This is a genomic window from Clostridium sp. K04 (assembly GCF_019734375.1).
In the GTDB taxonomy this organism is placed as follows: Bacteria; Bacillota; Clostridia; order Clostridiales; family Clostridiaceae; genus Clostridium; species Clostridium saudiense.
Genome location: NZ_JAASHD010000028.1, coordinates 37,908 through 51,722, shown reverse-complemented (window position 1 = coordinate 51,722; position 13,815 = coordinate 37,908). Strand labels below are relative to the sequence as shown.

At 28.1% G+C, this 13,815-nt stretch carries 10 protein-coding genes; 5 read left to right on the top strand and 5 right to left on the bottom strand.

Features of this window, described 5'->3' with window-relative positions:
* The coding region (locus HCG70_RS12165) for a GDP-mannose 4,6-dehydratase (RefSeq protein WP_221697828.1) at nucleotides 1-225 on the top strand (225 nt) is incomplete at its 5' end.
* An 87-nt stretch (nucleotides 226-312) separates the two neighbouring features.
* On the opposite strand, the gene HCG70_RS12160 is transcribed toward HCG70_RS12165, so the two are convergent.
* The gene (locus HCG70_RS12160) at nucleotides 313-1,575 is read right to left on the bottom strand and encodes a hypothetical protein (RefSeq protein WP_221697827.1); all 1,263 of its coding nucleotides are present in this window, start codon (nucleotides 1,573-1,575) and stop codon (nucleotides 313-315) included.
* Nucleotides 1,576-1,923: 348 nt separating this feature from the next.
* Here HCG70_RS12160 and HCG70_RS12155 point away from each other — a divergent pair, with 348 nt between their 5' ends.
* Complete coding sequence (locus HCG70_RS12155; RefSeq protein ID WP_221697826.1) at nucleotides 1,924-5,583, top strand: N-acetylmuramoyl-L-alanine amidase; 3,660 nt, start codon at nucleotides 1,924-1,926, stop codon at nucleotides 5,581-5,583.
* Between the two features lie 52 nt (nucleotides 5,584-5,635).
* Here the strand turns inward: HCG70_RS12155 and brnQ are convergent, their stop codons facing one another.
* The gene (gene brnQ, locus HCG70_RS12150; protein WP_221697825.1) at nucleotides 5,636-6,889 is read right to left on the bottom strand and encodes a branched-chain amino acid transport system II carrier protein; all 1,254 of its coding nucleotides are present in this window, start codon (nucleotides 6,887-6,889) and stop codon (nucleotides 5,636-5,638) included.
* A gap of 402 nt (nucleotides 6,890-7,291) precedes the next feature.
* On the opposite strand from brnQ, the gene galU reads away from it, so the two are divergent.
* The gene (gene galU, locus HCG70_RS12145) at nucleotides 7,292-8,161 is read left to right on the top strand and encodes a UTP--glucose-1-phosphate uridylyltransferase GalU (protein ID WP_195955556.1); all 870 of its coding nucleotides are present in this window, start codon (nucleotides 7,292-7,294) and stop codon (nucleotides 8,159-8,161) included.
* Between the two features lie 76 nt (nucleotides 8,162-8,237).
* Here galU and trpS read toward each other — a convergent pair whose 3' ends face one another.
* The 3 genes from trpS to HCG70_RS12130 form a co-directional block, all read right to left on the bottom strand.
* Nucleotides 8,238-9,239: a tryptophan--tRNA ligase gene (gene trpS, locus HCG70_RS12140; protein ID WP_221697829.1), complete on the bottom strand. Its 1,002-nt coding sequence runs from the start codon at nucleotides 9,237-9,239 to the stop codon at nucleotides 8,238-8,240.
* Nucleotides 9,240-9,432: 193 nt separating this feature from the next.
* On the bottom strand, nucleotides 9,433-9,597 hold the full coding sequence (locus HCG70_RS12135; RefSeq protein ID WP_042400811.1) for a zinc-ribbon domain-containing protein: 165 nt from the start codon (nucleotides 9,595-9,597) through the stop codon (nucleotides 9,433-9,435).
* Between the two features lie 181 nt (nucleotides 9,598-9,778).
* Nucleotides 9,779-10,849, bottom strand: coding sequence for an endospore germination permease (locus HCG70_RS12130; protein WP_055277741.1), 1,071 nt, complete (start codon nucleotides 10,847-10,849; stop codon nucleotides 9,779-9,781).
* A 229-nt stretch (nucleotides 10,850-11,078) separates the two neighbouring features.
* On the opposite strand from HCG70_RS12130, the gene HCG70_RS12125 reads away from it, so the two are divergent.
* Both HCG70_RS12125 and HCG70_RS12120 read left to right on the top strand, forming a co-directional pair.
* Nucleotides 11,079-12,500: a spore germination protein gene (locus tag HCG70_RS12125; protein ID WP_221697824.1), complete on the top strand. Its 1,422-nt coding sequence runs from the start codon at nucleotides 11,079-11,081 to the stop codon at nucleotides 12,498-12,500.
* A complete protein-coding gene (locus HCG70_RS12120; protein WP_195952988.1) occupies nucleotides 12,490-13,614 on the top strand; it encodes a Ger(x)C family spore germination protein in 1,125 nt (374 codons plus the stop codon). The genes HCG70_RS12125 and HCG70_RS12120 overlap by 11 nt, the downstream gene beginning before the upstream one ends.
* Nucleotides 13,615-13,815 lie beyond the last annotated feature (201 nt).

Here is a 13,815-nt window from a genome sequence, read left to right as displayed (position 1 = left end):
GCAGTTACTGAAAACTTAATTAAATATGTTGAAGATAGAAAAGGTCACGATAGAAGATACGGAATTGACCCAACTAAGATTAAGGAAGAATTAGGATGGTATCCTGAAACTACTTTTGAAGTTGGTATAAAGAAGACTATTCAATGGTACTTAGACAACCAAGAATGGATGAAAAACGTTACTTCAGGTGAATACTTAAATTACTATAATGAAATGTATAAGTAATCATATATAATAGAAAAGCTGTAAGGAATTTATATTAAAATTTCTTACAGCTTTTTATTATATATTAATATTTATAGTGAATTTTATCTATTTAGATTTTATTTTATTTTTTATTTCGTTTATTGAATAAAGTAAAATTATTATAAATAGAGGTAACCACATAAGGGTAATTCTATGAATTATAAATAAATCTTTAGCCAATACTATTAATCCTGTTAAGATTGTAAAATAAGCAGTAAATTTAAATAGATAAATTAGTTTACTATCCTTAACTTTTATTATGAAATATATAAATGATACACAACAAATTAAAGTTAAAATAGTTCCTATGATATTACCAAATGAATATAAAATTAAGTATATCAATCCAGAACTTAAGAAGTTTAAATATGGTGGATCATATATAATATGAAGAACTAATTGATAAAATAATTTGAATAACATAGATATTCCAGTTCCAAATTGTGTTGTAAAAATCTCTTGTAAATAAGTTATTTGGAAGAATGAGAAAAATGTATTTGAATGATGTAATTGGAAATTAAAATGAACAAAGAAATAAATTGTTCCAATTATAGCTGCAAAATACACTATATCATTAATCCTAAATATAGATTTAGAGTTTTTAAAAGTAAATATAAGTGTTGCAATAACAACTAATATTAAATATGATCTAAATTCTAATAATAGTAATGAAAGTAATAATATTAGTATTATAGATTTATAATTAAGCTTTTTCGAGAATATATAGTAAAAAATTATTATTATCATAGCTATTATAATATTATCACGCATTAATAGTGAATTACATAATATATATCCAGGTAATATACTAAATAGTCCTAAGCTAATTAATGAAAGCTTTTCGCTTAAATAAATTCTAGATAGTTTATATAAATATATTGATGTAGGGATGTATACTACTAATTTTATTAATATTAAGTCTAAAGTAGAATTTATGCCAATAGATTTAAGAATAGTCAGTAAAATTACAAATATATTATAATTTCCATAGCTAGCATGACCAGCAAAATCAACAAATTCATATACAGGTAATTCTTTATTAAGCCATTGAGTTATTTCTCCATTTCTAAAATGATTTAGTAATATATCAGAATCTACATAATATTTATATTCGTCACAAAAGTGACTATTTAATACATCACCAAATAAAATTCCATGTTCAAATCCGTTTGATAAATTGTTGTAATAAATAAGTATAGTAGTAATTATATAAATTATTAAAAATGCACTTGATATATATAAAAAGCTTTTTGAATATGAATTCTTTTTATATAAATAGTAATTTAATAATAAAATTAAAATAATTACTAAAGGGGTAAAAATACTCATATTGATCTCCTTTGGTATAATTAATTAATATTAGTATATATTATTAAACAAAATATAACAATATTGTATATGATGTTAACAATTACAACTTATAAATACTAAGGTTAGGTATTTAGGTAGTATGATTTCTGCATAAATAAACATCTATTGATATTATTGACAAACTTACTAGTTAGTAAAAGTAATATTGAAAAAATATTAAATATAAACCAAGCTTTACATGAAAAAAACATTAATTTTAACAGGATTATTCAATATTAGATTATTTATGCTTAATGTTTACAGAATTATAAATTTTATGATATCATTTATTTGACATAATATTTTATATAGATGGGGGGGAAGATAATGTTTAAAATTAAATATGTAGCTAGGGTATTATGTGTACTATTTATAGTAAACTTATTCATTGCGGATTTAAAGCCATCTGCCACGTCATATTCTAGTAATGGGGCTATTGGAAATGTAGATATCATTTCTGATGTAGATGTATCAGTTGAATCAGTTGAAGCTTGGGCAAGAAGTAAAAATGCAACTGAAACATTTGTTAGTTTAGCGAAAATATACAAGCAATATGGACAAGCAAGAGGCGGGGTTAACTGGGTATTAGCTTATGTACAAGCTGCAAAAGAGACAGGCTATGGGAGATTCGGAGGAGTTTTAGATGAATCATATCATAATCCATGTGGATTAAAAATTCCTTCAGGCGGTGATGACTATGATCCAAATGCTCATAAAAGATTTGATAATTGGGAACAAGGAGTTATTGCACATTTAGATCACTTAGCGCTATATGCAGGTGCCAATGGATATCCTAAAACAGTATATGTTGAAAGTTGGAAAGACGAAGGTCTAGCATCAAATGAAACATATGATCCTAGACATATTGGCTGGTTTGGAACAACTAGTGGGATATTAGGTAAAGCTACTAATGCCATAGATTTAGGGGCTAAATGGGCACCATCTTCATCATATGGAGTGGAGTTATTTAGACTATATTGTGATGCTGTTAAAGCTAATTATTTAGAAGCAAAAAGTAATTTAGAATCACCAGCTAATGGAACAGTAATTACTGACGGCAAGTTAAATATAACTGGTTGGGCATTACATGCATTTGGCATAAAAGAAGTTAGAGTTTTACTAGATAATACTCAAATTGATACTATAAGTGTTAATGGAAGTAGACCAGATGTAAATTCTACATATCCAGGCTATTATAACGGTTCTAATTCAGGGTTTAATAAGACTATTGATATAAGTAACCTTGGAGATGGAAATAAGAATCTTGAAGTAATAGTGGTAGCTAATGATAATAGTACACAAAGTTATAAAAGAACTATTGTAGTTAAAAGTACTTTAGATTCAAAAAGCTCATTAGAAAGTTTAAGCGATAATGCTATAGTAAAATCTGATACTATAAATATTAGTGGATGGGCATTAGCATCGAGTGGAGTGAAAGAAGTAAGAGTATACGTAGATGGAAAAGATTTAGGTACAGTTACTTACGGAACAAATAGAGCTGATATTAATCAATTATATCCAGGGTATCCAAGTGGAGATAATGCTGGATTTGATGGGAATATTAATATATCAAGCATAGCATCAGGAAGTAAGACGTTAGTTGTAAGAATAACTGCAAATGATGGAACTATTCAAAATATCGAAAGAACTATAAAAATAGAGAGATTAGAATCAAAAAGTCATTTAGATGAGCCAAATAATAATGTTACAGTAAGATCAACAACGTTAAGCATTAGAGGATGGGCATTAGCATCAAGTGGAGTAAAGGAAGTAAGAGTATACGTAGATGGAAAAGATTTAGGTACAATTACTTATGGAACAAAAAGAACTGATGTAAATAATGTTTATCCAGGATACTCAAGTGGAGATAACGCTGGATTTGAAGGGAATATTGATGTTTCAAGCATAAGTTCAGGAAGTAAAAAGCTAGTTGTAAAGATAACTGCAAATGATGGAACTACTCAAAATATTGAAAAAACAATAAACATAGAGAAGGGACAATCAAGAAGCTATTTAGATGAACCAAATAATAATGCTACAGTAAGATCAACAACTGTAAGCGTTAAAGGATGGGCATTAGCAGCAAGTGGAGTGAAAGAAGTAAGAGTATACGTAGATGGAAAAGATTTAGGTACAGTTACTTATGGAACAAAAAGAACTGATGTAAATAATGCATATCCAGGGTATTCAAGTGGAGATAATGCTGGATTTGAAGGAAATATTGATATTTCAAGCATAAGTTCAGGAAGTAAAAAGCTAGTTGTAAAAATAACTGCAAATGATGGAACTACTCAAAGTATTGAAAGAACAATAAAGATAGAGAAAGCAGAATCAAAAAGTTATTTAGATGATCCAAAAAATAATATTACAGTAAAATCAACAACTGTAAGTGTTAATGGATGGGCATTAGCGGCAAGTGGAGTGAAAGAAGTAAGAGTATACGTAGATGGAAAAGATTTAGGGACAGTTACTTATGGAACAAAGAGAACTGACGTAAATAATGCATATCCAGGATATCCAAGTGGAGATAACGCTGGGTTCTCAGGAAATGTTGATATTTCAAGTATAGGTTCAGGAAGTAAAAAAGTAGTTGTAAAAATAACTGCAAATGATGGAACTACTCAAAGTATTGAAAGAACAATAAAGATAGAGAAAGCAGAATCAAAAAGTTATTTAGATGATCCAAAAGATAATATTACAGTAAAATCAACAACTGTAAGTGTTAATGGATGGGCATTAGCAGCAAGTGGAGTGAAAGAAGTAAGAGTATATGTAGATGGAAAAGATTTAGGTACAGTTACTTATGGAACAAAGAGAACTGATGTAAATAATGCATATCCAGGATATCCAAGTGGAGATAACGCTGGATTCTCAGGAAATATTGATGTTTCAAGTATAGGTTCAGGAAGTAAAAAAGTAGTTGTAAAAATAACTGCAAATGATGGGACTACTCAAAGTATTGAAAGAACAATAAAGATAGAGAAAGCAGAATCAAAAAGTTATTTAGACGATCCTAAAAATAACATGGTATCTACTGCATCAGTAGTAACTGTTAAGGGATGGGCAGTAGCAGCAAGTGGAGTAAAAGAAGTAAGAGTGTATGTAGATGGAAAAGATTTAGGTACAGTTACTTATGGAACAAAAAGAACTGATGTAAATAATGCATATCCAGGATATCCAAGTGGAGATAATGCTGGATTTGAAGGAAATATTGATATTTCAAGCATAGGTTCAGGAAGTAAAAAACTAGTTGTAAAAATAACTGCAAATGATGGAACTACTCAAAGTATTGAAAGAACCATTAATTATAGAAAGAAAAGTTTAGTTGTAATAGATCCAGGACATGAAAATACAGGTGGAGACCCAGGTGCTTCAGCTACTCATAATGGAATTACTTATATAGAATCAAATTTAAACTTACAAATTGCTGTAAGATTAAAAGCTCAATTAGAAGCTAAGGGAATTGAAGTATATATGACTAGATATGAAGGAAGTGGATTAATATCTACAGATTCTACAGAGAGTTTAAAAAAGAGAGTTACTGTAGCTAATGAAATGAATGCTGATTTCTTTGTTTCAATACACCATAATTCATTTACTAGTGAATCAGCAAATGGATTTGAAGTATATTACAGTACAGGAACTCCAATTACTACTACTATAGCTAAAACCTCTATAACTGAGGATGGAAGAGATTTAACTTTAGAAAGATCTGCTTATAGTACTAGAAGTAATACTGAAAAAGTTCAAATAAGTAAGTCAGTTGCAACTCAAATTACAAATGAAGTTTCAAGTAAATTAAGTATGTATAATAGAGGTGCTAAGGATAGTAATCTTTATGTTTGTAAAAATACATTAATGCCTTCTATACTAGTTGAAAATGGATTTTTAACTAATCCAACAGAAGCAGTTAAAGTAAGCACTGCATCTCATCAACAAAAGCTAGCAGAAATAATAGCAGAAAAGGTAGAGGCTGTTTTACAATAATAATATAAAAAAGAGTATTTCTAAAACGAGAAATACTCTTTTTTTATGTAATTTATTCAGCTTTTTTTGGCTTTATAAAGCATCCAATAACTAAAGCTATTATAGTAGGAATAACCCATCCAAATCCAACACTAGCTAAAGGAAGGAAGTTTAAGGCACTACCAAATAGTGCAAATAATAATCCAAATACTAATGAAGTATAAACAGCCAATCTAATAGCTATTATATTAGTTAAAATCTTATTAAACATAGTAACTATAATAATAGTAATAGCCACAGGATATAAAACATTTAATATTGGAACAGATAACTTAACAATCTTATCAACACCTTGACAAGCAATTATGTAACTCATTATAGAAATAGCAATTGCATTGAATTTATAAGATAACTTTCCATTGGTTACTTTTTCAAAGAAAGTAGAACCAGCTGTTAACAGTCCTATAGAAGTTGTTAAACAAGCAAGACCGATGGCAGCTCCGATTAAACCTACACCAAAAGTACCTAAAATTCTTCTAGCAATAAACACTAATAATGAAGTGTTTGATATGTTTGCATCAACTAAGTTTACAGTATGAGCACCTATATACGTTAATCCACCGTAAACAAATGCTAATCCAATAACTGCAATAACACTAGCTTTTAATAATACAGAATTAATTTCGTTTCCTTTATAGCCCTTATCAATTATAGAAGAAGTTATTACTCCTGCAAATAATAAAGCAGCTAATGCATCCATTGTTTGATATCCTTCAAGTAAAGATGTTGATAATACATTAGTTGCATCAGTTGATACAATTTCACCAATAGGGCTTATTACCCCTTTTACAATTACTATAGCTAATATTATTATTAATGCTGGTGTTAAGAATTTACCTATAGTATCAATAATTGATGAACGTCTTAATACAAAGAATAAGTTAATAATAAAGTAAATTGCCATTACTATTATTGGCGACCAATTAGGGAAAAATGGAAATATTGAAATTTCAAAAGTTGTTGCAGCAGTTCTTGGAATTGCTAATAGTGGTCCTATTGCAAAGAATAAAACAGTTGTAAGAATTAAAGTGAATTTTACACCTATTTTATTTGTTATACCTTCAAAAGTACCATTACCTCTTGAGCATGCAAGTATAGCAAGTAAAGGCAGTCCAACACCTGTTAGAACAAATCCAACTATACCTAATAAGTATTTGTCACCTAGCATATTTCCAAGTGCAGGTGGGAAGATTAAATTTCCGGCACCAAAAAACATTGAAAATAGGGCAAAACCTACTACAATAGAATCTCTTGTTTTATTTTTCATATGTATACCTCTTTCTAAAGAATAATTTATAAATTATTAATTTAATATAAGATTTAATTAATAAATTAATAATTATTAATTGCGAACTTAATAATAACATTTATTATAGCTATTTTCAAATAAATAAACTATATATATTTGAAAATAACTATACATAAAAAGCTATTAATGGTTATTTTATAGGGAATAATAAAAATTATAAAATAGAAGTAGATATGAATTTTGTAAAGGCATTGGGATAAATTACTTTATTCTTTTTTTAAATAGCCTATTATGATATTATAATATTATAGAGAACTCCTTCTCATTACAGTTGAAGGAGTAATTTGAAATAGCCAAATTGAAAATTTATATTTTCAGTTAAGTATACTAAAATTTTACTTGTGTAAGAGAGGGAATAATATGAAAGTAAGAAAGGCAATAATACCAGCAGCTGGACTTGGTACAAGATTTTTACCAGCAACAAAAGCTCAGCCTAAGGAAATGCTTCCAATAGTAGATAAGCCAACAATTCAATATATAATTGAAGAGGCTGTAGCATCAGGGATTGAAGAAATATTAATAATTACAGGAAGAAATAAAAAGTCTATTGAAGACCATTTTGATAAATCTGTTGAATTAGAAATAGAACTTGAAAAAGCAGGAAAGCAAGAAATGCTTGATATGGTTAGAAGTATTTCTGATATGGTGGATATTCACTATATAAGACAAAAGGAACCAAGAGGTTTAGGTCATGCAATTCATTGTGCAAAATCTTTCGTTGGTAATGAACCATTTGCAGTAATGTTAGGTGATGATGTTGTTGATAGTGAAGTTCCATGCTTAAAGCAATTAATTAACTGCTTTAATGAGTATAAGACTACTATATTAGGAGTTCAAACAGTAGACCCTAAAAATGTTGATAAGTATGGTATTGTTGATGGAATTCATATAGAAGATAGAGTATATAAGGTTAAAAGATTAGTTGAAAAGCCAGCAGTAGATGAGGCACCAAGTAATGTAGCTATATTAGGAAGATATATTATTACTCCTCAAATATTTGAAATATTAGAAAATACTGCGCCAGGAAAAGGAAATGAAATTCAATTAACAGATGCATTAGAAACATTAATTAAAAATGAAGCTATGTATGCATATGATTTTGAAGGGCAAAGATATGATGTTGGTGATAAGTTAGGATTCTTACAAGCAACTGTTGAGTTTGCAATGAAGAGGGAAGAACTTAGAGAACCATTTATAGAGTATTTAAATACTAAACCTTGGGAAAAATAATTAATATAAAACAAAGAAATGGCAAATAGAAAAATATAAATTTACTATTTGCCATTTATCATAATTAAAATTAGGTTTATGCCCTAGGTATAAGTCCTATTTTCTTTTGCATCTTTCTTAAATTCTTAATAGCAGCATAATTTGCTTTTTCAGCACCAAGCTTATAAATTTCTTCTAAAGCTTTTTTATCTTTAAGTAAGTTGTTTACTCTTTCTTGAATAGGAGCTAATTCTTCAACAATTGCATCTGCAACATCTTTCTTTAAATCAGCATATCCCTTATCTTTGTAAAGCTCAACAACTTCATCTTTACTATATCCCTTAATTGAAATAAGAATATCAAGTAAGTTCTTAACGCCTGGTTGTTCATCAGTATAATTTATAACACCAATACTATCAGTTACAGCTCTAGAAATTTTCTTTCTTATAACTTCAGGAGGATCCATAATTAAGATGTAGCTATTAGGATTATCATCAGACTTAGACATCTTTTTAGTAGGATCTTGAAGACTCATAACCTTAGCTCCAACTGGTGGAATATAAGGATCTGGTACTTTAAATGTTGGACTGTAAGCATTATTAAATCTTGTAGCCAAATCTCTAGCAAGTTCTAAGTGTTGCTTTTGGTCAATTCCAACAGGAACTAAATCAGTGTTATATAATAATATATCAGCAGCCATAAGAACAGGATAAGTAAATAAACCAGCAGGGATTGAGTCACCGTGCTTTTTAGATTTATCCTTAAATTGAGTCATTCTTGAAAGCTCACCCATATAAGTATTACATGTTAATAACCAAGCACCTTCTGAGTGTGCAGGCACATGTGATTGAATAAATAATGTATTTTTATTTGGGTCAATACCGCAAGCAATATAGATTGCTAAAACTTCTAAAGTTCTTTTTCTTAAATCTGCAGGAACTTGTTTAACTGTAATTGCATGTAAATCAACTACACAGAAAAAACAATCGTATTCATTTTGAAGCTTAACCCAATTCTTTAATGCTCCTAAATAATTTCCTAAAGTTAAATTTCCAGAAGGTTGAATTCCGCTGAAAATTATCTTTTTCTTATCTGCTATGTTTTCCAAAGATAGCACCCCTTTTCTAAATTTTAAGGCTAGTAATAATTTGACCTTTTCAGTCGTACATGATTAATTATAGTTACTATTATAAAATTACCAAAATTTTATGTCAAATGAATTATGCTATATGATGATAAAGTATAATAAAAAAGGAGCTACACTAGTAGCTCCTACATTTAATTCTAAATAATTATCTTCTGTCTCTATTCATTTTTTGAGCTTTTCTAGCTCTTCTGCAGTCTGGGCATCTTACAGGATCATTTTCAAATCCTTTTTCTTTGTAGAATTCTTGTTCTCCTACAGTAAATACAAATTCTTTTCCACAGTCCTTACAAATGATCTTCTTATCTTCCATTTTCATTTACCTCCTTAAAATCCATAGGGCTAATCTTGATAAAACTACTAACTTAACCCACTAAGGAAAAAAGGGGTATTTAATGATATTATCATAGAATTTCCTAATGATTTTTATTACACTATTATTATAGCATAATTTACCAAAAATGCAACAAAGATACTGTTAAAATAAGGTAAAATTATTTCTTTTTGTAACGAACTTGAAAAGCGATATAAGCAATTAATGGAATTACTATAAATAATACTAGATTAATGTATTGATAATACTTTAGTATAAAAAATAAAATATAATTATTCCTAGAAATAAAGCTTGAAAATATAAATACAGCCAGTGTATAAACTGTTATGAAATATTTAGTATTTTTAATATACTTTTTATATATTATGTATATTCCATAAGTACAAAGAATATATTTCAAGAAAAATCCTGCAACTGTTTGATATAAGAAAAAGAATTCTCCAAATTCTAAAAATCCTCCAATTTGAACTCTTTGACTTTGAGTAAATTCAGGATAAAACAAATTCGCAGCTCTAATAGGTCCAAAACTAGATAATATACCAATTAAAACATAAATGCAGACGGCACCTAATATACCTAATCCAATAACACTATGCTTTCTTAAGTCTTTTCCACTATTTAAGTATTTTAAATAAGGTAAGGCAATAACAAAAGCAGATAATGAACCTAAAACAAGTAAAAGGGTAGAGAAAAATTCACTACTGATATTGCCAGATAGTACTGGCATTATATATTTAATATCCTTATATTTTTCAGTAATAATAGCTAATAAGGCAGTATTAACACCTAATGAAGATATTAATATTATTACAAATGTTAATAATGTACTCATACTTTTTCCTATTAAAAATACTGATGGTAAAAGGAAAAATATTATTATATACCACGTAGGAGTTTCTAGGAAAAAGCAAGACTTAATAACATTAGCTTCTACAGAAGTAGCTTCTAATGAGGCTAAAAATAATCCAAATGCAAATAGAAGCAAAAATATATTTCCTAAAGTCTTAGAAAGACCAATGGTAAATATCTCATTTATATTATAAACTTTTTTAGAATCCATAACATAAATTAAGTACATCGCAAATGCAAAAAATATTAAATATATAATTAATGTATATAGCCAAGTGTCCCTTCCCCCCTCTTTAATAAACAAAGAAGGATATGTTTTTAATGATATATATGTAACACTAAATATAAAGAGTATAAAGTGTTTTGCTGATATTTTATTCATTTTTATTCCTCCAACACTAAATATAAACTGACTTTCTTAACTTTAAGTAAGGTTTTAATCAAAACTAAAGCATAGAATAAGTTATCTAAGAGTGAAGTGTTATTAACTCCAGAATATATAATTTGAAATTAATAATATTCACTATAAGATAAGCTAAGTCTATTTTATTATTCTCAAAAAAAATGAATATTAAACATGTGTAGAGGAATAATATCCTTAGGTGATGTAAATGGATAATTTAAGTTATATTAAACAACGATTTGAAGGGAATTTTGATGTAAAGTATAAAGATGTAAATACAATAATTGGTGATGGTACTATTGTATTTATAGATGATTTATGTAATGGTCAATGGATGATGGAGTATTTAATATTACCATTAAGGGGATTTGGACAATTAAAGGGAACTTCTATAAAAACCCCTAATGATTTATTGGAAAAGGTGCTAGATATAAGTGCAACTGGAGTGGCGAAGGATTTAGATGATGCACTTATGCATGTTTTGTCAGGAGATGCTATATTAGTTTTAAAAGATTTTAGTGAAATTATCTTTTGTGAGGTTAAAAACTTTCCAAGAAGGGGAATAGGAATACCTGAAACAGAAGCTGTTTTAAAGGGGCCTAGAGAAGGGTTTAATGAACTTATAGTAGATAATGTTGCACTAATAAGAAGACGTGTAAAAAATCCTAATTTGAAATTTGAAGCTGTTGTAGTTGGTGAAGAATCGCAAACAGCTGTTGCACTTGCATATATTAAAGGAGTTGCTCCAAATGAATTAGTGGATAAAGTGAAAAATAAAATTAAAAATTTAGATATGAGATTTATATTAGATTCTAATTATATTGAAGCAAATTTAAAAAAGCAGCATTCGTTTTTTGATACTATAGGGTATACTGAAAAGCCAGATGAGGTGGCAGCAAAGTTATTTGAAGGGCGTATAGCACTTATTGTAGATGGCACACCTTTTGTAATAACAGCTCCATATTTCTTTTTAGAAAACTTTCAAATGCCTGATGATTACTATATAAATAGGTATTATACAAATTTTAACAGGATTTTAAGGTGGATTGCATTTTTAATGGCTTCATTTTTGCCAGGACTTTATGTTGCAATAATTACATATCATTTTTCAATGATTCCGAGCCTATTTGTATTTAGGTTAGCGGTATCAAGGGCTGGAGTACCATTACCTACTTTTATTGAAGTAATTGTAATGATGCTTGCATTTCAACTCATTAAGGAAGCCGGCTTGAGATTGCCACACCCTATTGGTGGAGCAATGAGTATAGTATCTGCTCTTATTTTAGGGGATGCAGCTGTAGGTGCAGGAATTGCATCAAGAATTACTATAATTGTAGTTGCAATAAGTACATTAAGTTATTTCTTAATTCCTAAAATTTATGGTGCAGTTTCATTTTGGTCAATAGTAATAATGTTAGAATCAGCATTATTAGGTTTGCCAGGTTTCTTATGTGCTTCAATGATTTATGTTATTCAAATAGTAGAACTTGATTCTGTAGGATATCCATTTTTATTTCCACTTGGCACTGTAAGTGAATATAGATTTAAGGATGTATTCTTTAGAGGAAAGTTAAATAGAATTTCTAATAAAATAATAGGAGCAGGAGGTAATAAGGCTAATGAAAAATAGACGAATAAAGGCTTGGGTTTTATGTTGTGTAATTTTATTGCCATTACTTCTAACAGGATGTTTTAATTATCATGATATTAATAAAGTCACATTTCCAACAAGTGTGATTTTTGATGTTGATGATTTAGGAAAGAGTATTTTATATTTAGATTGTATAAAGCCTTATAGAAGTACTAATGATAGTTCAGATAAGGGAAGACGTATTATTTATAAAGGTGAAGGAAAAACAGCTATGGAGGCCTTAGAGGATATTAATAGGGTATCTAGTTATAAACTTGATTATAGTCAAACTAGAGCATATATATTTACTGAAAAGGCTGCAAGAAATGGAATAAAAAAGTTTTTAGATTTAATTAATAATAATAGTGATTTTCAAATTAAGCCAAGTGCTTTTGTTTATTATGGAGATGTTGAAGATTTATTAGATACTGTATCAGGAGATGAAGAATATTTAGGATTATTTTTAAATGATTTAGTTGGTAAGGAGAAGTATAATTCTAAGTCAGTAAGATCTAATATTAATTATTATTTAAGTAATACATTAATGGGAGGAAATACAGCATTATTAACATCTATTGATTTAAAGGAAGATGCATTAGATAAAAAGATAGAAATAAATGGAGCATCTATTTTCAAAGATAATGTTTTGGTTGAAAAAATAGATGTAGAAAATACTTTAATGTATAATATGTTAATGGGTGGAGCTAAAAGTGGGGTATTAGAAGCAACTAACCCAAATAGTAAATCAGATTTTATTAGTTTAGAAATATTAGATAGCAGTGTTAAAGATACTTTAAATTACGAAGATGGAAAATTTAAATTAATAAAAGAAGTTAATGTTGATGTAGCTATAAGTGAAATACAGGGGAATTTAGTAGTTGATCAATCAGTGTTAGATTATATTGTTTATAATGAAGAAGAATATATTAATGGATATATGGAATATATTTTTAATAAGTACAAAGAGAAGGATTTAGATATTTTTGATATTAAAAGATTAGCAGAAATGTACTTTCCAAAGGAAGATATAGAAGATCCATTAAGTATAGCTGATTTAGAAGTAAGAACTAAATTAACTATTAAGGGAACTGGAGTTGCTAAAGATAGTCTTTAAATAATAAATAAAAAGCCTTTATTAATTAATTATTTAATATATTAATAAAAAGTATCATATATTATAAAAAGATGAATAGTTTATATATATAATTAATTAAAAGTTAGAATCTTATTTATAGTTTTTAGCTTAAAATTTAGTTAGCCATTGTTAAAGAACAAAGGAAAAGATAGTTATAAAGTCATTTTCCTTGTTCTTTTT

What these genes read in the sequence shown, in the direction of transcription:
- brnQ (WP_221697825.1), bottom strand. Translation starts at nt 6,889, where the DNA reads ATGAAAAATAAAACAAGAGATTCTATTGTAGTAGGTTTTGCCCTATTT.
- HCG70_RS12135 (WP_042400811.1), bottom strand. Translation starts at nt 9,597, where the DNA reads ATGGAAGATAAGAAGATCATTTGTAAGGACTGTGGAAAAGAATTTGTA.
- HCG70_RS12160 (WP_221697827.1), bottom strand. Translation starts at nt 1,575, where the DNA reads ATGAGTATTTTTACCCCTTTAGTAATTATTTTAATTTTATTATTAAAT.
- galU (WP_195955556.1), top strand. Translation starts at nt 7,292, where the DNA reads ATGAAAGTAAGAAAGGCAATAATACCAGCAGCTGGACTTGGTACAAGA.
- HCG70_RS12130 (WP_055277741.1), bottom strand. Translation starts at nt 10,849, where the DNA reads ATGAATAAAATATCAGCAAAACACTTTATACTCTTTATATTTAGTGTT.
- HCG70_RS12125 (WP_221697824.1), top strand. Translation starts at nt 11,079, where the DNA reads ATGGATAATTTAAGTTATATTAAACAACGATTTGAAGGGAATTTTGAT.
- HCG70_RS12155 (WP_221697826.1), top strand. Translation starts at nt 1,924, where the DNA reads ATGTTTAAAATTAAATATGTAGCTAGGGTATTATGTGTACTATTTATA.
- HCG70_RS12120 (WP_195952988.1), top strand. Translation starts at nt 12,490, where the DNA reads ATGAAAAATAGACGAATAAAGGCTTGGGTTTTATGTTGTGTAATTTTA.